The sequence below is a fragment of the Pseudoalteromonas sp. OFAV1 genome (assembly GCF_021532595.1).
GTDB lineage: Bacteria > Pseudomonadota > Gammaproteobacteria > Enterobacterales > Alteromonadaceae > Pseudoalteromonas > Pseudoalteromonas lipolytica_C.
On record NZ_JAKGBG010000001.1, the window covers coordinates 116,500 to 137,331 of the forward strand.

The window sequence follows — 20,832 nt, forward strand, 5'->3', positions numbered from 1 at the left end:
GAACGTCAATGACACAGTTCTTTTCCATCATCGTGCTGTTTGTATTTTTTATCTGTGGCTTGTTTAGTCAGCCAGCATTTGCACAGGTAAAGCGTTTATCTACCAGCGAAGGCTTATCGCAAAGCTATGTCAATACTATGCTGATCGATGATAGTGGTTACCTATGGCTATCGACCGAAGGTGGTCTAAACCGTTACGATGGCTATCAAGTTGTGCATATTAAAGGCCCTAATGGCGAGCTAGAAGACGCTATTATTGACCGCATCTACCAAGATCCCCAGGGTTATATTTGGATTGCATCATTGCAAGCGGGTTTATTTCGTTACGATCCTAACACCGATAGTTATCAACAATTTATTGCAAAACCAACTACCGAAGAACAGATTTTCAGCGAATCTGTGTTTAGCATGGTCGCTCTTGATGATAAGACGCTTTGGCTTGGACGTGGTTGGGATTTTGCAAAACTAGACTTAGAAACTAAACAAGTAACAACAATTTTTGAAATACCAGATCGAGTTAGAAGTAGTGTCATTCGCGATTTGTACCCGTACAAAGGCTTCATTTTTATAGGTACCAGCAATGGGGCGTTTGTGTATGAAATTGCGTCAGGTAAATATCGAAAACTTGACCATCTCCAACAAGAACCAACCCATATTTATCAAAACTATGTAAAGTCATTCGCAGTTGTTGACGAGCAAACATTATTGGTTGGTGCTGTTAGGGGCTTGTATCAGATTGATATAAGTCATTTAGATGAAATGTTTGCTTCTCCCGAGCTTGCTTTTAGCAGTAAAACCTTAATTGATGATTTAAATATTTGGACGATAACTCCGAAGGAAACATCAATAACTTTAGGCACTGATAAAGGGTTATTCGAATTTACTCCATCGAATAATGAGCTTGTAAAAAGTACGCGTTTAAAAGATAGCGGATACACACTCGCTGATACGAGTATTATTGATTTAGTTGAGGACAAATCAGGCGGTATGTGGTTGGCGACTAAAAATGATGGAGCCTTTTACTTACCTTATGATAATTATAATTTTAGCAATGTAGTAGCAAACTCAATAAAGGGAGATGGGTTATCTCATCATTCTATATGGGGAATTACTGAGTTTCAGGACAGAGTTTGGCTTGCTACCCATAATGGTTTAACAGCCATTAATTTGGATACCTACGAAAGCGAGGTGTTTTTAAAAGATTACCAAGTGGATCTTATCACCACAGAGTTTACCATCTATCAGGTGATGCCTTACAAAGATAAGCTGTGGTTACACAGTAATCGTGGGATCATGAGTTTTGATCCAAAAACAGGCCAAGCGACCCCGGTGAAAACCGCAGATCCAGAGCAACAAAAATTAATAAACGATTGGGTTCACGGTGTATTATTGATGCCATCTGGGGAGCTATTTTACGTTCACCCTGACTACGGCATGTTTGTTTATAATATTGAAACTCAAGTAATTACCCGTTTGGCAGGGCAGTTTGATGAATTTGAGCCTTTCCTAGCCTATGGATTCTTACCTGCTTTAACAAGTAAGCCTGATTCGCCACTATTTTATAATGCCGGCATTTTGTATCAAGTTGATCCTGATACATACGAGCTAACCACTATTTATACAGTTCCAGAACAACATGAGAATGTTGCTGTCAATGTGATGTCGTACATCATAGATAACAACAATGTACTGTGGTTGTCGTTATCTAATTTCGGTTTGATTGGCTTAGATGCTGATACTTATGAGCATATTTACACGATTGACCTAGAAAAAAACAAACTGGGTACATTGCTCTACGACATGGTGCTTGATGAGGCCGGTATGATCTGGATGAGTAGTCACAAAGGGTTATGGCGATTAAATCCAGAAAACTTGCATTTTCAGCAGTTTACCGGTGCAGAAGGGTTGTTCTCAACAGAGTTTAATAGTGGCGCATTTACCAAGCTAAAATCTGGGCAGATAGTTTATGGTACTTTAAAAGGGTTTACCTATTTTTATCCGATGGATAACCACTACCAGCAAGCGCTGATTGATCATGTCAATATTACTAACCTTGATCTAATGTCTCGCGATTTGCCTGCTGAGTTAAAACAGCCTATCGACAGTGTTGTCCTTGAGCATGATGATATTGGTCTTGAGGTGGCTTTTTCGGCGATGGCATTTAATTATCAAGAACGTATCATTTACGAGTACCAACTGGGTGATGGGCAAAAAACATATACGCGCAATAACAATCGCGTTCTTTTTCCAAAACTAAGTGCAGGAAAGTACCATCTTAAGGTATGGGCAAAAGATCCAGTTACGGGGGACCTGACTCCACCTGCTATTTTAAATATCGAAGTAAAGTACCCACCATGGCGAGCCCCACATGTCATAGTATTGTATTTAATTTTGATAGTTTTAATTATTGCTGCATGGGTATTTAGACGTAATCGCATGCAGAAAATTTTGCTGGCCGCTCATAAAGAAAGCCAAGAAAGTGAAGCGCGGTTAAAGCTTGCTTTAGAGGGAAGTCATTCAGGGGTGTGGGATTGGTCGTCACAAAGCCCTATTATTTATCAACCTCGTCTTAGGAACGAGTTGGGCTATGATACCGACAGTGTTAATTTAGATGACTATTTAGCAAAAATTCATCCGCATGATAAGCAAACTTTCCGATTGGAATGGCTGGAGTTTTTATCCACTCAAAAAGGTTACTTTAATTGTACTTACCGATTACGTCATGCCGATGGTCAATGGCGATGGTACAAAGACTTTGGCAAAGTGGTCGAATGGCAAGGCACAGCTCCTGAAAAAGTAGCGGGCACTTACACGAATATGACGCGTGAGTTAGTGTTTGAAGAGAATGCTCGTCTCTTTGGTGCAGCCTTTGAACAAACGAGAGACTGGGTATTTATCATAGATAAAAACCTGCGTATCCGCGCCACAAATAAATCACTTCAAGACGCCTTTGATTTTCCCGCAGAGCCGCGCTCAAGCCGCTCTTTAACGCTGGGATTACCTGTATCAGCTCGGATCAATTACTTACGAGTTATGCAAAACCTACAATCGGGTGAGCATTATTCCGCCGAAGATGTCGTGGTTGTGGCAAACGGTGAGAAACGACAAGTATTGATTAAAATTAGTGCTGTAGCAGGCAGCAATCGTCAGCTCGATAGTTATGTGATCATTGTTACTGACATCAGTGCACAAAAACTAGCAGAAAGTGAACTACATATTTTAGCAAACTATGATGCGCTTACTGGTTTACCAAATAAAACATTATTTAATGACCGTGTGAATCACGCGATTGAGCAAGCTGATTATCATAAAACCAAAGTTGCCTTGTTGAATGTTAATATCAAGCGTTTTAAATACTTTAATGACTCACTTGGGCGCGAAGAATCTGATGAATTAATTAAACGAGTAGCTCAGCGGTTAAAAAATGTGCTTCGACCTCAAGATAGTATTGCGCGATTTGATGGCGATGAGTTTGTGATTCTAGCTGAAGATTACAAACAAATAGATGAGTTATTGTTACTGTGTGCCAAGGTGATGGACTCAGTAGAAAAACACATAGAGCTAAGTCAGCAAGCCGTTAAGGTTAATCTGAGCGTTGGGGTGGCCGTATACCCAGATGATGCAAGCGGGACTAAAGCGTTGTTAAAAGCGGCAAACGTTGCTTTATATCATGCTAAGCGTCATGTAGAGGGGTGTTATCAATTTTATAAACAAGAGATGAATTTACAGGTTCAGCGTACATTGCATCTTGAATCGCAATTGAGTAAAGCTTACCTAGAGCATGAGTTTTGCAATTATTACCAACCAATAGTCAGTGCAAAAACCCATCAAGTCGCTGGTTTAGAAGTGTTACTTCGCTGGCCTAGTAACGATGTATATAGCCCTGAAGATTTTGCTAATGCGGCAGAAAGTTCAGGACTGATCACAAAAATAATGTTGCAAACGTTATCGCGAGCTCTTATTGAGTTGCGTCAGTGGCACATAACTCATCCTGAACTGTATATCTCAATTAATTTATCGGCCCTTGATTTTGAAAGTGTGAACTTAGTTGCCAACATTGAACACACTCTCAATGCCATAAAAGTACCGGCCAGTGCTGTCGTGTTTGAAATTACCGAGTCGGTGATGATGCGAGATTCAGAAAAAGCTCAACAAAGCATGGAGAAATTAAAGCAGCTAGGCTGTCGTATTTATATGGATGACTTTGGTACAGGTTATGCCTCGTTAACCTATTTAAAGCGTTTCCCGGTTGATGTGCTGAAAATTGATAAAAGTTTCGTTAATGATATTGGTGTTGATAAAGGTGATGAGGCAATTATCAACTCAACTCTAACCTTGGCAAAAAGTTTAGGAAAAGAGTGCGTCGCAGAGGGCGTAGAAACTATCCAACAGCTGCGTTTTTTACAGGCAAAAGACTGTGAGTATTTTCAAGGTTATTTATTTAGTAAACCGGTACCTGGTGATGCAATAGGGCCGCTTTTAGATAAGAGTTGGCATCAAGAGTTTCAGGGATAAAGTTACTGACTTTATCCCTTTAATTATTAATCTTGGCGTTTACCGCAGTGACGGCAATACAGGTTGCGATTGCGGTTTTTAAGTTCGTTATGAATCGCTTTATTTGCCTCTTGCTGACTTAAACCCAGCTTATAACGTAGGTTTTCTAAGTGTTCTTCTTCAACAGGCGATAAGTGCCCATCTTCAACGGCTTCGTGTACTGCATCGGTAAATACTTGTCTACGTTTACGTAACTGCTCAGAAAAGCTTGAAGCTAGCAAACCGGTTGGAATAGCCACCATGCCCATACTCACTAATGTAATGGCACCACCAAATAAGCGACCTAGGGGAGTCACAGGCACGACATCGCCATAACCAACGGTTGTTAGTGTCACCATTGCCCACCACATTGCAGCAGGGATGGAGCCAAACTTATCTGGCTGTACATCGTGTTCAATTAAATAAATACCGCATGAGGCAATTATTAGCACCACGGCCATAATAAAAAACGCCGCAAGTAGTGAACTACTTTCTTCTTTGAATGAGTTTAAGAGTAGTTGCATCGCCCTTGAATAGCGTGTGAGCTTAAAGATACGCATTAATCTAAGCACCCGTAAGAAGCGTAAATCAACACTCACAAAGACCATCAGAATGGTGGGTAAAATTGCGATAAGGTCAATCAGCGCCAACGGCGAAAAGAAATATCGAATGCGAATCTTTGAGTTTGTCAGCGTGCTTTCTTTATGCACGCTTTTATCTACACAAGACCAAAGCCTGAGCACATATTCTAAGGTGAAGATACCGACAGAAACCAGCTCAATCATTAAAAATTCATGATGATATTGCTTTGCTAAAGGAGCAACCGACTCCAACACAATCGCAATCACATTGACCATAATCAACGACATCAAAAACACGTCAAGTGCGCGTCCTATACGCCGGTATTTGCCATTACCTTCAAAAACCCGTGCAGTGTAATTTCTTAAACGATGCAAAATAATGATCCAGTTTTAGTTTAGTTTTAGCACCATATTAATGCTGCCTTCTTCAAAGTCGCGGGTGATCTTAAACCCGAGCTTTCGTGCCAGTTCAATCATGCCGGTGTTTTCCGGCAAAGTGATGCCTGCAATTTGTTTAACGCCTTGGTTTTTACAATGCTCAATCGCCGCATTCATTAATATTGTACCAAGCCCTAAACCTTGGCAATCAGAGCGCACCACAATTGCAAACTCAGCATCGAGCTTGTCAGGATCCATCAATACACGAGATACACCTAGCGTGCAGGCTGAACCATTTTGTTCTTGGCTAACAATAAACGCCATTTCTCGGTCGTAATCGATTTGCGTCATTTTTGCGAGTTGATCATGATTAAATTGCGGTAATTCACCGAAGAAACGCTTATATCTGTCTTCTTTACTTAATGATTGATCAAACTCTAAGTGTGCTTGCTCATCTTCCGGTTTAATAGGCCTTAGCTGTGCTTGGGTATTGTTTTTTAGCGTAACTTCTTTAACTAATTCAATCGGGTAGGGGCGAATGCACAAGCGTTTACGGTTCGCTTTTGCTTTATAACGGCTAAGGCCAATGGTCGCATCAAGTACCAAAAACTGCCCGTTGCTGGCTAAAATAGGATTTAGCTCAACACTGGTAATATCAGGTTGGTCGATAACAAGCTGTGAGATACGAGTAAGTAGGGCGCATAAACGGTATTTATCGACTTTTTCTGGTAGCACGCGGTCTTTAAGAACCCCTTTATCGTGCGCCGCAGCAATCAGGTATTTTGCCAAGTTCATATTTAGTGGTGGTAATGCCACTGCGGCTTGAGCGAACTCAAGTCCGGTGCCTGCTTCACCCAGTAAGATCACCGGGCCAAAGTTCGGCTCTGTTTTAATAGCGATTCGTAGCTCATTAGCACCTGCTCGCGGCGCCATTTTTTGTAATGAAAAGCCTTCAATATGCGCATCAGGGTAGGTGTTTTTGATTCGTAGCAGCATGGCAAAGGCTGTTTGCTCAACTTCTTGCGCATCATTTAAATTAAGTACCACACCACCGACTTCTGATTTAGAAGGAATACTTGGGCTAATAAGTTTCAACGCTACCGGAAAACCTAGCTCTATGGCTTGTTCTTTGGCTTCTGTTGGCGTGTAAGCAACCTCAGTTTGAATACAATCAATACCATAATGAGTGAGAATTTGGCTTGCTTCATGGGTTGATAAATAGCTTTGCTCTTCGGCTAAAAACTCATTCACTACAGACCTAGCTGCGTCTTTATTTATTTTTGCATCATCTGTGTTTGACTCTGGCGTTTGCGTTAAATGCTTTTGGTTACGACGATAACTTACTAAGTGCATAAAGGCACCAACTGCACCTTCAGGTGTACGGTAGGTCGGAATGGCATTATTAGCGCAGACCTTTCGCGCAGCATACGCGGCATCTTCACCCATAAAATTAGTCATAACATAAGGGCGAGCCATCTTCGGGATTTTCTCTAAGGTTTCGACAATGATCTCAGCATAATCTTCACTCGGTGCAAGCGCTGATGGGGTATGAATGATCAGCAGGTTTTTAACTTCTTTAGCTTGCAATAAGATTTCTAACGCTTGTTGATAGCGTCTTGGCGCTGAGTCGCCAAAAATATCCACCGGATTTGAGGTCATCTCCGATTGCGGGATAACCTTATTAAGAGCAGCTCTGGTCTCGTCGCTGAGCTCAGCCAGCTTACCTGAGCTTTGTAATAGCGTATCAACGGCCATGACACCTGGGCCGCCGCCATTGGTTAAAATAGTCAGTTGTTCGACTTTAAGTAATTTGGGGTGCATTGCTAGCGTTTGTGTAGCAGCAAAAAGCTCTCGTAGGTCGTTTACTCTTAACATACCCGCTCGTTGGAATAGCGCATCATAGACCGCATCTGAGCTTTGTTTGCCACCGGTATGGATCTCTGCTGCAAGCGCTCCAGCACTGGTTTTACCGGTTTTAATAGCAATTACGGGTTTACTAAACGCAGCGGCTCGCGCTGCAGAAATAAAGCTGCGAATATCTTCAATATTATCGATATACAACAAGATGGCCTTGGTTTTAGCATCTCGGCCTAAAAAGTCGAGTAACTCATCAAAGTCGATATCTAGGCAATCACCCACAGACACAAAATATGAAAAGCCTATCTCTTTGTTTTTCGCCCAATCAAGAATGGTTGAGCAAACAGCTGCTGATTGTGATACAAAGGCGAGCTTTCCAGGGCTTGCAACTGTATGTGAAAAACTGGCATTTAAGCCAATATGAGGAATGAGTAAGCCCAAACAATTTGGCCCAAGCAAAGATACATTAGCTGCAAGGGCAGCTTCTTTCAGTGCTTGTTTTTGTTCTACGTTTAATCCCGCAGCAATTACCACTGCATGTTTGCAGCCAAGCTCACCAAGCTCATTAATGATGTTAATTAAGGTATTCTTGTTAGTACAAATAACCGCAAGGTCGGGTACTTTTGGTAACGCTGCTATACTTGGATAAGCTAATACACCATGTACAGCGCTGTGATTTAAACTAACAGGCATGATAGGGCCTTTAAAACCCCCTTGCAGCAGATTGCGCATCACCACAAAGCCAGCACGATTTGGAGAGTTAGAGGCGCCAATTACAGCGACCGATTTAGGGTTAAAAAATTGGCTAATACGTTTAACGCTCATGCTGTTTCCTTTGCTTGCGCTGTTTGTTAAAACTTCAGGGTCTGTTAAGTTTAATACACCCAAACTAGAACCGACACGCTTCTAAAGTATTAATAGTTATACTCATAAGATAACCTGTTTATAACTACTTTTCGAGTCAAAAACAGTGACCTACATCAAGGAGAAAAGCATGAATAAGACGCAACCATTTAATATCGTTATTGCAGCGTGCGCATTGGCGGTTGGTTTGCTTGGATTTGGTTTTATATTGAAAAGTGCAGCCCTTGATGTAAAAGGCATGGAGCGCACCGTCCACGTTAAAGGTTTAGCGGAAATGGAAGTGCCAGCCGACACCGTTATTTGGCCATTGCAGTTTTCTGATGCCGATAACAACCTCGAAAAACTAGTTGGTCGGGTTGAAGAGAAAAGCGATGCGGTTGTGGCTTTTTTAAAGCTACATGGTTTTAGCGATGAAGAAATAAGCCTCGGTAGCCAATCAATTATTGATAAACAAGCTCGTGAATATGGTGGCGAAAATCAGCAGTTTCGTTATATTGCCCGTAATAATGTTATTGTTTATTCAAATGATATTGAAAAAGTACAGCATGCGCTAGGCGAAGTAAGCCAATTAGCTAAGCAAGGCATTGCGATAGTACAAGACAATTACGAAACGCGTATTCAATATTTATTTAATGGCTTAAATGAAATCAAGCCTAATATGATTCAAGAGGCAACCGAAAAAGCCCGTGAAGTGGCAATGAAATTTGCCAAAGATTCTCAGTCTAAGTTGGGTAAAATTAAAACCGCCCACCAAGGCCAGTTTTCAATTTCTGATAGAGATTCAAACACGCCTCAGCTGAAAAAAGTGCGTGTTGTTACCAGTGTAGAATATTATTTATCTGACTAAACCCAATACCACTGATAAAGGCAGCCGCATGCGTGTACATACAATCACCATGCGGCAAAGCGCACCAAGCATAAAACCACCACTAAACGCCACAGCCACCCCCAATAAGCCAAACTGATCTTTTAACAGCATCGCCATCAAAACCGTGACACTGGTTGCACCCAGTAATACATACAAGTTGATCAGCGGATTCCCTTTTAACTTGATCATACTACTGGCTAAAATTCTTGCTGGTAGTAACAATTGCCCGAGTAACAGCAGCATTAAAATCCAAAACCCTTCTTCTAATTGGCTTTCACCATATAAATTAAGTAGCGGTTTTGCGAGCAGGGCAAGTAGCAAGATAGCGGCAAAGTTAAAGCGCCACAGCACTTTCATTAACTCACTAAGTTGCTGAACGGTTGTCTCATCGGCCATTAAAATGGGTTTTAAATATTGGTTGGCGGCATTGCCTAAAATTGTCAGTAAGCCGGCAATCACCACCGCAGGAAAGAAGATACTTACGCCTTGTGCACCAAACCAGTGATGCACCAGTAATACATCGAGTTTTGCGACTAATACAGTGCCTGCACCACTGGCGAGCATGATCAATGAGTCTTTACACCATTGCTTGGTTTGGTAGCGGGCAGTACTTGCGACGATCATTTTTTTGATTAACCAATATTGATAACTGACTACGCACAACATGCTACAAAACAACAAGATACAAATCTCGACTAAAGATAAGTCGCCACGTATCAAGTACACGAAAAAACAAAACCCCGCGGTTAGCAATTCAAAAATACACTGCTGTGTTATTAGGCCAATTTTAGGTTTATTCAAAGCCACTAAAAAAGCGGATTGGCTTTGCATAATGGCGCCAATCGGCACTAGTAAAAGTAAATAAATTACATGTTCTTTGGCGCTTTGATGCGGTGAAATGGCCTGAAAGCTGATCACCACAGCTGCAACAAAAATCACCCCGAATAAACAAGATGCAGCTAAATAAACATGCTTTAAGCCACGCAGTAAATCATGTTGTTGAGCTTTGTAGAGCGGATAGCTAATACGCATTAACGACGATGCAAAGCCCATGCTCGCTGGTAACAAAAGAATTTCACACAGTGCGAGTAACGCGGCGAAAGTGCCAAACTCATCATTACTTAATAACCTTGCAAGGCACAAGGTAAGAACAATACGGCTACCATGGTTAAGGGCGGTAAAACTGCTGAGCGATAAAAACGCTTTAACAACATCCTTATTCATGAAGTTATTGATTAAGGGCGTTTAATAACTGCGCCGTTGGCACTTGCAAATAGGCCGCACACAGTAAAACTTTACTGTCGGCACTCGTTGGTTGATTGGCACCATAAAATTGTTTAAGGGTGTTTATTAAGGCACTGACTGCGCTAGGGCTGTGGCTTTGGTCGACTTCCATCATGGCTAATAATGCGGAGAACTCATGTTTTGCTGGCATTTGAGTCGTACTGTTTTGCGCTATAAAGCAACCAATAGGAGTGAGCTGCTGTTTATTCAATGTTTTTAAAGCAACGCCTAAGCTTTCGTTGCTTTCAAATAACATTAACGAGCGTAAATAGTTAAAGGGGAGTTTATCTGCCTGACACAGCGTAAATAAATGATGTAGTAGGGTGTTACCTTGGTTGTCTGTAACACAAAAGGCATTTTGAAACTTAAGGCCAGGTGTGAAAAAGCTCAGTTTATCAATATCATCAATCAAGGCAACAGCTTCGCTTGGCAGTGGGCTTGCTTCAAGTAAATGCGCAGCAACATTTTGTAAAAACAGGTATTTAACTTCACTACTGCAAGCTAATTGATAGATGTGCTGTAACTGTGCCGCTTGTAAAACCCCCGACAAGCTTTGATAATCGGCAATAAGTTCTTTTAACTGATGATGTTGAAGTCGGCTGTTCAGTTGCTCTATCGCGCTTTGCATGGAATTACCCGTTTTTTATTATTTATACATTTATAGCTCAACTACTTGTTTAAATAAATAAAAAAGGCCGCTGAGCGGCCTTTTTCAAGTTTTTATTGCTTAAGCTGCTTGTTTCTTAGCAACCCATTGGTCAACAAACTTCTCTAGTACATTTAATGGTACTGCACCATTTTTAAGTACTACATCGTGGAATTCACGAATATCGAATTTATCGCCAAGTTTTTCTTTAGCCCCTTCACGAAGCTCTAAAATTTTCAGCATGCCCACTTTGTATGCCGTTGCTTGTGAAGGCATTACAATGTGACGTTCAACCATTTTAACGCCATCAGAGGTCGCATTTGGTGTGTTATTTACGTAGTAGTCGATACCTTCTTGACGTGTCCACTTCATAGCATGGATACCTGTATCTACTACTAGTCGACATGCACGCCATAGTTCCATAGCAAGACGACCAAAATCTGAATATGGGTCTTCATATAAGCCCATTTCCTTTGGTACTAGCTCAGAGTATAAACCCCAACCTTCAACATACGCTGTGTAGCCGCCAAACTTACGGAACTTAGGCACATCTTCAAGCTCTTGCGCGATAGCAATTTGCATGTGGTGGCCTGGAATACCTTCGTGGTATGCAAGTGCTTCCATTTGGTATGTTGGCATTGCTTCCATGTCGTAAAGGTTTGCGTAATAAATACCTGGGCGTGAACCATCTGGCGCAGGTTGTTGGTAGAACGCTTTACCTGCTGCTTTTTCACGGAATGCTTCTACAGCTTTAACTTTAAGGTCAGCTTTTGGCTTAACAATGAATAGCTCGTCTAAACGAGATTTCATGTTATCGATAAGCGCCGTTGCTTCATCAAGGTAACGTTGTTTACCTTCTGCTGTGTTAGGGTAGTAGAACTGCTTATCAGTTTTCATGAATTGCATGAATGCTTTAAGGTCACCTTCAAAGCCTACTTTGTCTTTGATTGCACGCATTTCGTCGTGAATACGCGCGACTTCAGCTAGACCGATTGTGTGAATTTCTTTCGCAGTTAAATCAGTGGTTGTGGTACGTGCTAAGGCATTATTGTAGAACGCTTCGCCGTCAGGGAATTTCCAAGCACCATCACGGTCATCAGCGCGTTTTTCTAACTGAGCTAAGAAATTAATTAACTTAGTATAAGAAGGTTTTACTGCTGCTTTTAAGGCTTTTTCAGCATCGCTGATAAGTGCTGATTTTTCGCTATCGGCAATCTCTAATGCGTTAACTTTACGTTTAAAGTCAGCAAGTAATGTTGAGTCTTCACCGTCGTGGAATGGTGCGCCGCGTAAGATATTTTGGCTTGAATCAATCACGTGTGGGAAAACAAACTTAGGCGCGATAATGCCTTTATCTGCACGTACTTCAAGGTCTTTGATTAGTTGATCAATAACCGTTGTAACACCATTTAAACGTGAGATATACGCTTTTGCATCAGAGACATCGGCAATTTGATGTTGGTTGATTAAAAACGCAGGGATCATTGAGTGAACACCAAACATTTGGTTCACCGGGTAGTTGTAATGACGCCATTTGAAATCAGCAATTTCGTTTTCAAGATCTTGCTTTTTAAGGTCGTAACTTACTTTTGTTGCGTCATCTAATAGGTCGCGGTTAATTGCGTTAAGCGCAACTAGGTCAGCTTTAGTTTGTTCAAAGTCTTCTAAAACGCGCTCTTCACTGCCATCGTCCCATTTGTCGTAATCTTTTTTGATGCCCATGTATGTTTGATAAATAGGGCTTTTCATTACGTCACGGTTAAAAGTATCTTCGAAGAAGGCATTAGCTTTATCGATTTCACTTTGTACAGGTTGGCTTTGTACACTTGGTGCAGGCGTTGGTTGCTCTTGCATTTGTTGGCAGCCGCCAAGTAATGCAACACTTACCGCCGCAGCGATGAAGGTCAGTTTACGCATTATCGTTCCTTTGTAGTTGTTAGAAATTTAATTATAATTCTTAAACGAATAATTCTAGCAGGTCATTCAAAAAACGTTGGCCTTTAGGGCTTACCTGCCAGTTATCTTTATCATCAATTAGTAGGCCTTTTGCAATCGCTTCAGTCAAGGCTTGTTCCTGACTTTGCAGTGACAAACTTGTAAGCAAAGGTAAATCAGCTTTCGGACACGGTTCAACTAAGCGAAAACGATTCATAAAGAATTCAAAGGCTAAGTCGTCTTTGGTTACTTGCCATTGCTCATATAAATACGGTTTAGCTAGATCCATATAACCGCGCGGGTGTTTAACTTTTACCGTACGGGTGATGACTTTATTTTCATCAGTAATTTTACCATGAGCGCCACAGCCGATACCGAGATAATCGCCAAATCGCCAATAATTCAGGTTATGACGGCATTGGTAACCGGGCTTTGCGTAACCTGAGATCTCATATTGCTCATAACCTGCTGCTGCTAGTAAGGCTTGTCCTTGCTCTTGAATATCCCAAAGGATGTCATCATGAGGCAAGGTCGGTGGCTTTGACGCAAACTGAGTGTTTGGCTCAATGGTTAGCTGATACCAAGAAATATGGGGAGGATTAAGGGCGATGATTTTTTCAAGGTCGCCCAAGGCATCTTCAACAGATTGTCCGGGTAAGCCATGCATTAAATCGAGGTTAAAGCTGTTTAGCCCCGCTTGGTGCGCCTGTTTAGCCGCATAGCTTGCTTCATCAGCACCATGAATACGGCCAAGAGCTTTTAGCTTGTCGTTTTGCATGCTTTGCACACCAATCGAAATACGATTAATGCCAGCGGCAACATACTCTTTAAAGCGACCGGTTTCAACAGTACCTGGGTTAGCCTCTAGGGTAATTTCACAGTCATCGCTTAGGCCAATTAACCTGTCAACTTCACCAAGCAGGCGAGTATAAGCGTCACCGGTTAATAAGCTTGGAGTCCCGCCACCAATAAAAATACTGTGGATTTTACGCCCTTGTACTAGGTGCAAATCGGCCTTAAGATCATCAATAAGATGCTGAACGTATTCTTTCTCGGGGATTGTGCCTTTTTGGCCATGGCTATTAAAGTCACAGTATGGGCACTTTTGCACGCACCAAGGTACGTGCACATATAAACTTAAAGGCGGTAAACTCACAGGCCGCCTTTTTGCTGCAATTGCGCAAGTAGTTGTTTTAAAGCTTGGCCGCGATGACTAAGAGCATTTTTTTGCTCTTTAGTAAGCTGAGCGCTAGTGCATTGTTCAGACGGTACATAAAACACCGGATCATAACCAAACCCACCTTGACCATCTTGGCTATGGGTGATTTCGCCTTCCCAACTGGCACTACAAATAAGTGGTGTCGGGTCGTCGGCGTGGCGCATTAATACTAAAACACACCAAAAACGCGCACTACGAACAGGGTTATCAGCAAGCTCTTTTAATAGCTTGTCGATATTATCTTGATCACTCGCACCCGCTCCGGCAAAGCGTGCAGAGTACACACCCGGCGCACCATTTAGGCCGTCTACTTCCAGACCTGAGTCATCGGCAATCGCAGGCATGCCCGTGATCTTTGCCGCATGACGCGCTTTAATAATGGCGTTTTCAACAAATGTGGTGCCTGTCTCTGGTACGTCAGGTACTTGAAAATCACTTTGTGGAACCACGTTAATATTAAGTGGGCTGAGCATACTTGCCAGCTCTTTTACTTTGCCAGGATTACCCGTGGCTAAAACCAAGGTGTTGTTCATAGGGTCTATTAATCTACGTAAAATTTTTGCTGAAACTTCAGCGTTTGTACTTTGCCATTTTGATTAATTTCGATATCAAAACGGTAAATTTCTTCGTTGCTGTAATCGATTTGCGCGAGGTAATAAATTGCATCGCCTTCAACCACCTCTTTAAATTCAAGCTGCTTTTTATTGCCAAGCAGGTTGCGCGCTGTGCCTGTTAAAGTTGCAGTCTGCGCTGATTTATCGCTGTTTTTTAATACCGAAATATTGATTATCCCTTTGTTAGGGCTGCGGTCTAAATCGTAGTTTTTGGCGATGCTAGGCTGAATAAAGGTCGATGGAAATGCAATGTAGTGAACTTCCCAAGGGCCAAGTACCTTATACTGAGCGCCTGCTTGTTCATCTGCCTGGGCAAGAGTTGTAAATAAACTCAATAAAATCAAAGAAAAATAAATAACTTGCTTCATGCTATATCTCACTTAACAAAAGAGGCCTTTCGGCCTCTTGATGTAGTTGTTATTACTTAGCCTATAAAATCCATCAATAAGATTTGTAAAAACTGTAGACCAATGATCAGTACTAAAATCGATAAATCAAGACCGCCAAGTGGTGGAATGATTTTACGAATAGGGCGAAGCATAGGTTCAGTCAGCTGATGAAAAACGGCCTCAATAGGATTGTAACCTTGGCTTACCCAGCTCAATAATGCACGAATTATTAAGACCCAAAATAACAGATTTAAGCCTTCTTTTATTACAGTCATTAAAGCAGATACAAATACAGGTGCTGGAGACCAGGTACCGTAAAACATCAGTAAAATCACACTAATTTTGGCTACGGCTACAAGATATGCAAGGACTAACGATGCCATATCAAAGCCACCCAATCCCGGAATAATTTTACGAAGAGGATTTACTGCAAATGATGTTGCCTTTACTACAAATTGGCTAATTGGATTATAAAAGTCCGCTTTTGCCGTTTGTAACCAAAAGCGTAAAAGGACCACCATTAAAAAGAGATCGAAAACAATCCCAACTAAAAATTGCATGGCTTGCATAGTTTTACCTTCAAAAAGTAAGCTTAAAGTTCTTTTTCCATTGCCTGAGCGCGAGCGATACAGGCGTCCATTGCATCAGCAACTGTAGCGACTAAACCTTGTGATTTAAGGTGCTCTACCGCTTCATGAGTTGTACCGCCTTTCGATGTAACATTTGCTCGTAACTGAGTAATGCTGATATCTGGTTGTGAAAGTGCCATTTCAGCTGCGCCAAGCGCCGTTTGCTGTACTAAGCGGCGTGCATCTTCATCACTAAAACCAAGGGCTTTTGCTTTTTCTTCAATGGCTTCCATAAATAAGAAAAAGTAAGCAGGTGATGAACCTGTCACAGCGATAATATCGTTAATTTGAGACTCGTGTTCTACCCATTTAACAATACCTGTACACTCGAATACCTGTTGAACAAACTCATGTTCTTCAGCGGTTTCATCTGCGCCGAATAATCCAGATACGCCACGACCAAGCAATGATGGTGTATTTGGCATACAACGCACCATTTTCACATCTTGACCTAGCATTTCACGTAAACGTTTTACGGTAAGACCTGCTGCCACTGAAATAAATAGCTTGTCGCTAAAATCAACACCAGAGTCTTGGAATGATTGGCAAAGATCACCCATCATTTGTGGTTTAACAGACAAGACAATCACATCTGCATCGCGAAGTGCCGCGTTGTTATCCGCGGTAGTTTGCACCCCGAAATCAGCAGCAACCTTAGCTAATTTTTCTTGGTTGCGATTGGTTGCAATAATATTTTTAGCTGCAAAACCGTTCTTTACCATGCCACCGATAATGGCGTAGCTCATGTTACCCGTGCCTATAAATGCGATTTTTTTGTCTGACATATGTCTGTTATCACCTTTTAATTTCGTTGGCCAAATATATCCGTGCCAATGCGTACCATGGTTGAACCCGCTGCAATTGCCGCTTCAACATCATTACTCATACCCATCGACAAGGTGTCTACTTGGGGATATTGGGCCTTTAGTTTATCAAAGCAAGCGCTTAATTGCTCAAAATATTGTAATTGTTGCGCCGTATCGTCCGTTTTGGCGGGAATAGCCATTACACCTCTGAGACATAAATTATCACATTGACTGATAAATTCTGCCAATGTCATTACCTCGTCGGGGTGGCAGCCTGACTTAGCCTCTTCTAAACTAATATTTACTTGAATTAATACATTCAGCGGTGATTTATCCGAGGGACGTTGTTCGTTCAGACGTTTGGCTATTTTTATACGGTCAACACTTTGCACCCAGTCGAAATGGCTGGCAACAAGTGCACTTTTATTTGATTGAATAGGGCCAATAAAATGCCAAACAATATCTTTGTATTCAGCAAGGGCAGCCACTTTTGTTACTGCTTCTTGCACGTAAGATTCGCCAAACAATCGTTGGCCTTGTTCATAAGCAGCAATGATATCGTCGGTTGGTTTGGTTTTTGAGACAGCCAATAGGTTTATTGATTGCTCATTACGTTGATTATTTTTTGCAGCTTGCGCAATTCTGGCATAGGCGGATGTAAGTCGTTCTGCTATTGTAACCATATAATTATCAGTTGGTTGTGGAGTCATAAATGGATATTACCGAATTATTGGCCTTTAGTGTGCAACACAAAGCCTCGGATTTACACTTATCATCAGGCGTATCACCTATGATACGCGTTGATGGCGATGTACGTCGTATTAATATTCCAGCATTAGAACAAAAAGATGTAAATAGTCTGGTATACGATATTATGAACGATAATCAGCGTAAGGACTACGAACAAAATCTCGAAGTGGATTTTTCTTTCGAAGTACCTAATCTTGCGCGTTTTCGTGTTAATGCATTCAACTCAAACCGTGGCCCGGCTGCGGTGTTTCGTACTATCCCTAGTGATGTACTGACTTTAGATGATTTAGGTGCACCGGATATTTTTAAAACCATTGCAGATAACCCTCGTGGTCTCGTGTTGGTGACAGGGCCTACCGGCTCCGGTAAATCAACGACACTGGCAGCAATGGTCGATTACATCAATCAGAACAAGCACCATCATATTTTGACGATTGAAGATCCAATCGAATTCGTACATGAGAATAAATTGAGCTTGATTAACCAGCGTGAAGTTCATCGTGATACGCATAGCTTTTCGAATGCGCTTAGAAGTGCGTTGCGCGAAGACCCTGATGTTATCTTAGTTGGTGAGCTGCGTGACCTTGAAACAATTCGCCTCGCGATGACTGCAGCAGAAACCGGTCACTTAGTGTTTGGTACTTTGCATACTACCTCTGCACCAAAAACTATCGACCGTATCATCGACGTATTCCCAGGTGAAGAAAAAGACATGGTGCGATCAATGCTATCTGAATCATTACGTGCCGTAATCTCGCAAACATTACTTAAAAAAGTCGGTGGTGGTCGAGTTGCTGCTCATGAGATTATGATCGGTATTCCTGCAATTCGTAACTTGATCCGTGAAGACAAGATTGCGCAAATGTACTCATCGATTCAGACAGGTGCTTCGCATGGTATGCAAACGATGGATCAATGTTTAGCAAGCTTAGTTAACTTCGGTATCATTACAACCAATGATGCACGTGCGAAAGCGCAAGATAAAACTCAATTTGGTGGCTAACGGAGTTACTTAAGATGTCTTTACCTTTAAATCACTTTTTACAAGTTATGATCGATAAAAAAGCGTCTGACTTATTTGTTTCGAGCCAATTACCAGTGAGTGCAAAAATCAATGGTGAGCTTGTGCATCTTACTGATGAGAAGCTCACAGATGAAAGCTCTCTGGCTTTAGTTGAGTCTGCGATGAGCGATAAGCAGCGCCAAGAATTTCATGACACTAAAGAGTGTAATTTTGCTATAGCGACAGATGAAGGGCGTTTCCGTGTTTCTGCTTTTTGGCAGCGAGATCGTGCCGGTATGGTTATTCGTCGTATCGTGACGAAAATACCGGACGTTAATGAGCTTGGTCTGCCGTCAACACTGACCGATGTGATCATGGCAAAGCGTGGTTTAGTATTGTTTGTGGGTGGTACAGGTACCGGTAAATCAACATCATTAGCAGCGCTTCTGGGTTATCGTAACCGCAATCAGCGAGGTCATATTTTAACGATTGAAGACCCGATTGAATTTGTTCATGAACATCGTAAAAGTATTATCACCCAACGTGAAGTTGGTTTAGATACAGAAAGCTTTGAATCCGCTTTGAAAAGTTCACTGCGTCAAGCACCCGATGTTATCTTGATTGGTGAGATACGCTCCCAAGAAACCATGGAATATGCCCTAAGCTTTGCCGAAACCGGTCATTTGTGTGTAGCAACACTGCACGCCAACAACGCCAACCAAGCCATTGACCGTATCATGCACTTAGTACCAAAAGAGAAGCACGATAAATTAAAGTACGACTTAGCACTAAACTTACGTGCCATTGTTGCCCAGCAGTTGATACCTACAGCCGATGGTGAAGGCCGTGTTGCAGCTATCGAAATTCTGCTTAACTCACCGATGGTGGCAGAGCTTATCAAACGTGGTGATATTGGCTCTATCAAAGAAACCATGGCGAAATCGAAAGAAATGGGCATGCAAACCTTTGACCAAGCGTTATTTGAGCTTTATAAACAGCGTCGAATTAATTACGCTGATGCGCTTCATCATGCCGACTCACCAAACGACTTACGCTTGATGATCAAGTTGCAAAATAATGAGCAAAAAGGTGCTGGTTTCTTACAAGGTGTTACCATCGACGGCCTTGACGAGAAGAGCGATATATAATGTTTTCGCGGATAATTATAGCTGCCTTTATACTGCTGGTAACTGCCTTTGAGGCGTCTAGTAATGTTGTTGAAGATGTTGTTATTTTTATCCGCGATGATGTTTATGACGATTACAGTCGCTTCTTAAATGGTCGTAAACCTATTGAAGTAAAAGACTTTAGTGGAGCTTACATCCGCCGTGATGTAGTTGATATGATCATTGCTCAACAAGCGTTGAGCTTAGGTGGTTTCAATAAATCATTTCGCTATCACAAAGGTAATGCTAATTACCGTAACACCAAGCTGTTAGAAGATGGCCAGTTATTACTTAGCTTTGATAGTGTGTGGTCAGTAGATGCAAAGCAGCTTGCTGAGTCTGTGTATATTTCAGATCCCGTGATCCGTAATGGTGAATATTTTGCTGGTATATTCACGTCCCCAAACAATAAAAAAGCACTGCAATTAAAGCAGTTTGCTGACTTTAAGCAATTAACTGCGGTTTCAACACCTCGTTGGCAAACTGACTGGCAAACGTTATCGGCTCTACCGCTCAAAGAGCTGCTCAGAGAAGATGAGTGGCTTGGGCAAGTCCGCACGGTATCGATGCAGTGGGTTGATTTTATGATGATGCCTTTAATGCCAAGTCTCAATAATCGTTACAGTTTGGAAAATATTGAACTGGTTGCAGTACCTAACGTGGTATTGCAATTAAATGATAGCCGTCACTTTATTATTTCGAAAAAGCATCCAGACGGAAAAGCCGCCTTTGCAGCAATTCAAAAAGGCTTACAGCAGCTTCGTAATAGCAGCGCTATTGAAAAAGCCTACCGAGAGGCAGGCTTTATTCCAGATTTAAACGACTATACCGTGATTAACAAAGCGCGTTAGTCGCCATAAGATTGCTCAAAAAAACTTTCTAAGATGATCACCGCAGACATATTATCAACGTTACCTTTACCAAGGTTACGGTAACCACCTTGTTCGAATAAACGCGCTTTGGCATCTGCGGTTGTTAGTCGTTCGTCTTGAGTTTCAACCGGGATAGCAAAGTGATTATGCAAACGGTTTGCAAACTTCTTGGCTTTAAAAGTGACTTCTTGATTGCTGCCATCCATATTAAGCGGTAAACCAACTACCATTAGATCTGGTTGCCAGTCATCTACTTGCTTTTTTATTTGCTGCCAATCAGGAATACCGTCTTTGGCTTTCACTGCTTGAAGGCTTGAGGCTGTGCCGGTTAGCTCTTGGCCTATGGCGATACCAATACTTTTGGTGCCAAAATCAAAGCCCATAACGGTGCGCTCACCTACGGGCTTAAATGTTCTTTTTGTCATAGTTTCAATAATTC

General features: G+C 41.8%; 17 protein-coding genes. 5 read left to right on the top strand and 12 right to left on the bottom strand.

Going from position 1 to position 20,832, the window contains the following annotated elements; genetic code table 11:
- Positions 1-8: 8 nt before the first annotated feature.
- The gene (locus tag L1267_RS00560) at positions 9-4,514 is read left to right on the top strand and encodes an EAL domain-containing protein (protein WP_135923597.1); all 4,506 of its coding nucleotides are present in this window, start codon (positions 9-11) and stop codon (positions 4,512-4,514) included.
- A 26-nt stretch (positions 4,515-4,540) separates the two neighbouring features.
- Here L1267_RS00560 and L1267_RS00565 read toward each other — a convergent pair whose 3' ends face one another.
- Both L1267_RS00565 and L1267_RS00570 read right to left on the bottom strand, forming a co-directional pair.
- Positions 4,541-5,494 carry an ion transporter gene (locus L1267_RS00565; RefSeq protein ID WP_138557175.1) on the bottom strand — a complete coding sequence of 318 codons (954 nt, stop codon included), beginning with the start codon at positions 5,492-5,494 and terminating at the stop codon, positions 4,541-4,543.
- A gap of 9 nt (positions 5,495-5,503) precedes the next feature.
- Positions 5,504-8,173, bottom strand: a complete 2,670-nt coding sequence (locus L1267_RS00570) for a bifunctional acetate--CoA ligase family protein/GNAT family N-acetyltransferase (RefSeq protein ID WP_235381773.1) — start codon at positions 8,171-8,173, stop codon at positions 5,504-5,506.
- A gap of 169 nt (positions 8,174-8,342) precedes the next feature.
- On the opposite strand from L1267_RS00570, the gene L1267_RS00575 reads away from it, so the two are divergent.
- Positions 8,343-9,059, top strand: coding sequence for an SIMPL domain-containing protein (locus L1267_RS00575; RefSeq protein ID WP_235381774.1), 717 nt, complete (start codon positions 8,343-8,345; stop codon positions 9,057-9,059).
- Here the strand turns inward: L1267_RS00575 and L1267_RS00580 are convergent.
- The 9 genes from L1267_RS00580 to L1267_RS00620 all read right to left on the bottom strand — a co-directional run bounded on the left by L1267_RS00580 (position 9,048) and on the right by L1267_RS00620 (position 17,312).
- On the bottom strand, positions 9,048-10,304 hold the full coding sequence (locus tag L1267_RS00580; protein ID WP_235381776.1) for a lipopolysaccharide biosynthesis protein: 1,257 nt from the start codon (positions 10,302-10,304) through the stop codon (positions 9,048-9,050). The genes L1267_RS00575 and L1267_RS00580 overlap by 12 nt on opposite strands.
- Positions 10,305-10,308: 4 nt before the next feature.
- Positions 10,309-10,992 carry a hypothetical protein gene (locus L1267_RS00585; RefSeq protein WP_235381777.1) on the bottom strand — a complete coding sequence of 228 codons (684 nt, stop codon included), beginning with the start codon at positions 10,990-10,992 and terminating at the stop codon, positions 10,309-10,311.
- Positions 10,993-11,091: 99 nt separating this feature from the next.
- Positions 11,092-12,927, bottom strand: coding sequence for a DUF885 domain-containing protein (locus L1267_RS00590; RefSeq protein ID WP_135923603.1), 1,836 nt, complete (start codon positions 12,925-12,927; stop codon positions 11,092-11,094).
- Positions 12,928-12,967: 40 nt separating this feature from the next.
- Positions 12,968-14,101 carry a radical SAM family heme chaperone HemW gene (gene hemW, locus L1267_RS00595; RefSeq protein ID WP_235381779.1) on the bottom strand — a complete coding sequence of 378 codons (1,134 nt, stop codon included), beginning with the start codon at positions 14,099-14,101 and terminating at the stop codon, positions 12,968-12,970.
- Positions 14,098-14,697 (bottom strand): XTP/dITP diphosphatase, encoded by a 600-nt coding sequence (locus tag L1267_RS00600; RefSeq protein ID WP_058586594.1) that lies wholly within the window; start codon positions 14,695-14,697, stop codon positions 14,098-14,100. Before L1267_RS00600 ends, hemW begins: the two co-directional genes overlap by 4 nt.
- An 8-nt stretch (positions 14,698-14,705) precedes the next feature.
- Positions 14,706-15,146 (bottom strand): DUF4426 domain-containing protein, encoded by a 441-nt coding sequence (locus tag L1267_RS00605; RefSeq protein ID WP_235381781.1) that lies wholly within the window; start codon positions 15,144-15,146, stop codon positions 14,706-14,708.
- Between the two features lie 56 nt (positions 15,147-15,202).
- Complete coding sequence (locus tag L1267_RS00610) at positions 15,203-15,736, bottom strand: YggT family protein (protein ID WP_135923606.1); 534 nt, start codon at positions 15,734-15,736, stop codon at positions 15,203-15,205.
- Between the two features lie 23 nt (positions 15,737-15,759).
- Positions 15,760-16,581, bottom strand: coding sequence for a pyrroline-5-carboxylate reductase (gene proC / locus L1267_RS00615; RefSeq protein WP_138557180.1), 822 nt, complete (start codon positions 16,579-16,581; stop codon positions 15,760-15,762).
- Positions 16,582-16,598: 17 nt separating this feature from the next.
- Complete coding sequence (locus tag L1267_RS00620; protein ID WP_135923608.1) at positions 16,599-17,312, bottom strand: YggS family pyridoxal phosphate-dependent enzyme; 714 nt, start codon at positions 17,310-17,312, stop codon at positions 16,599-16,601.
- 2 nt (positions 17,313-17,314) lie between these two features.
- Between L1267_RS00620 and L1267_RS00625 the strand changes: the two genes are divergently transcribed.
- From L1267_RS00625 to L1267_RS00635, 3 genes are read left to right on the top strand one after another with little or no spacing between them, the layout of a single operon-like run.
- Positions 17,315-18,355, top strand: a complete 1,041-nt coding sequence (locus L1267_RS00625; protein WP_135923609.1) for a type IV pilus twitching motility protein PilT — start codon at positions 17,315-17,317, stop codon at positions 18,353-18,355.
- Between the two features lie 14 nt (positions 18,356-18,369).
- On the top strand, positions 18,370-19,503 hold the full coding sequence (locus L1267_RS00630) for a PilT/PilU family type 4a pilus ATPase (RefSeq protein WP_235381785.1): 1,134 nt from the start codon (positions 18,370-18,372) through the stop codon (positions 19,501-19,503).
- A complete protein-coding gene (locus tag L1267_RS00635) occupies positions 19,503-20,372 on the top strand; it encodes a hypothetical protein (protein ID WP_235381787.1) in 870 nt (289 codons plus the stop codon). Before L1267_RS00630 ends, L1267_RS00635 begins: the two co-directional genes overlap by 1 nt.
- Here the strand turns inward: L1267_RS00635 and ruvX are convergent.
- A complete protein-coding gene (gene ruvX / locus L1267_RS00640) occupies positions 20,369-20,818 on the bottom strand; it encodes a Holliday junction resolvase RuvX (protein ID WP_135923611.1) in 450 nt (149 codons plus the stop codon). The genes L1267_RS00635 and ruvX overlap by 4 nt on opposite strands.
- Positions 20,819-20,832: the final 14 nt, after the last annotated feature.

Excerpts from the sequence above, each read along its gene's own strand:
- L1267_RS00560 (WP_135923597.1), top strand. The coding sequence starts at position 9 with ATGACACAGTTCTTTTCCATCATCGTGCTGTTTGTATTTTTTATCTGT.
- L1267_RS00570 (WP_235381773.1), bottom strand. The coding sequence starts at position 8,173 with ATGAGCGTTAAACGTATTAGCCAATTTTTTAACCCTAAATCGGTCGCT.
- L1267_RS00575 (WP_235381774.1), top strand. The coding sequence starts at position 8,343 with ATGAATAAGACGCAACCATTTAATATCGTTATTGCAGCGTGCGCATTG.
- L1267_RS00580 (WP_235381776.1), bottom strand. The coding sequence starts at position 10,304 with ATGAATAAGGATGTTGTTAAAGCGTTTTTATCGCTCAGCAGTTTTACC.
- L1267_RS00585 (WP_235381777.1), bottom strand. The coding sequence starts at position 10,992 with ATGCAAAGCGCGATAGAGCAACTGAACAGCCGACTTCAACATCATCAG.
- L1267_RS00590 (WP_135923603.1), bottom strand. The coding sequence starts at position 12,927 with ATGCGTAAACTGACCTTCATCGCTGCGGCGGTAAGTGTTGCATTACTT.
- L1267_RS00600 (WP_058586594.1), bottom strand. The coding sequence starts at position 14,697 with ATGAACAACACCTTGGTTTTAGCCACGGGTAATCCTGGCAAAGTAAAA.
- L1267_RS00605 (WP_235381781.1), bottom strand. The coding sequence starts at position 15,146 with ATGAAGCAAGTTATTTATTTTTCTTTGATTTTATTGAGTTTATTTACA.
- L1267_RS00610 (WP_135923606.1), bottom strand. The coding sequence starts at position 15,736 with ATGCAAGCCATGCAATTTTTAGTTGGGATTGTTTTCGATCTCTTTTTA.
- proC (WP_138557180.1), bottom strand. The coding sequence starts at position 16,581 with ATGTCAGACAAAAAAATCGCATTTATAGGCACGGGTAACATGAGCTAC.
- L1267_RS00620 (WP_135923608.1), bottom strand. The coding sequence starts at position 17,312 with ATGACTCCACAACCAACTGATAATTATATGGTTACAATAGCAGAACGA.
- L1267_RS00625 (WP_135923609.1), top strand. The coding sequence starts at position 17,315 with ATGGATATTACCGAATTATTGGCCTTTAGTGTGCAACACAAAGCCTCG.
- L1267_RS00630 (WP_235381785.1), top strand. The coding sequence starts at position 18,370 with ATGTCTTTACCTTTAAATCACTTTTTACAAGTTATGATCGATAAAAAA.
- L1267_RS00635 (WP_235381787.1), top strand. The coding sequence starts at position 19,503 with ATGTTTTCGCGGATAATTATAGCTGCCTTTATACTGCTGGTAACTGCC.
- ruvX (WP_135923611.1), bottom strand. The coding sequence starts at position 20,818 with ATGACAAAAAGAACATTTAAGCCCGTAGGTGAGCGCACCGTTATGGGC.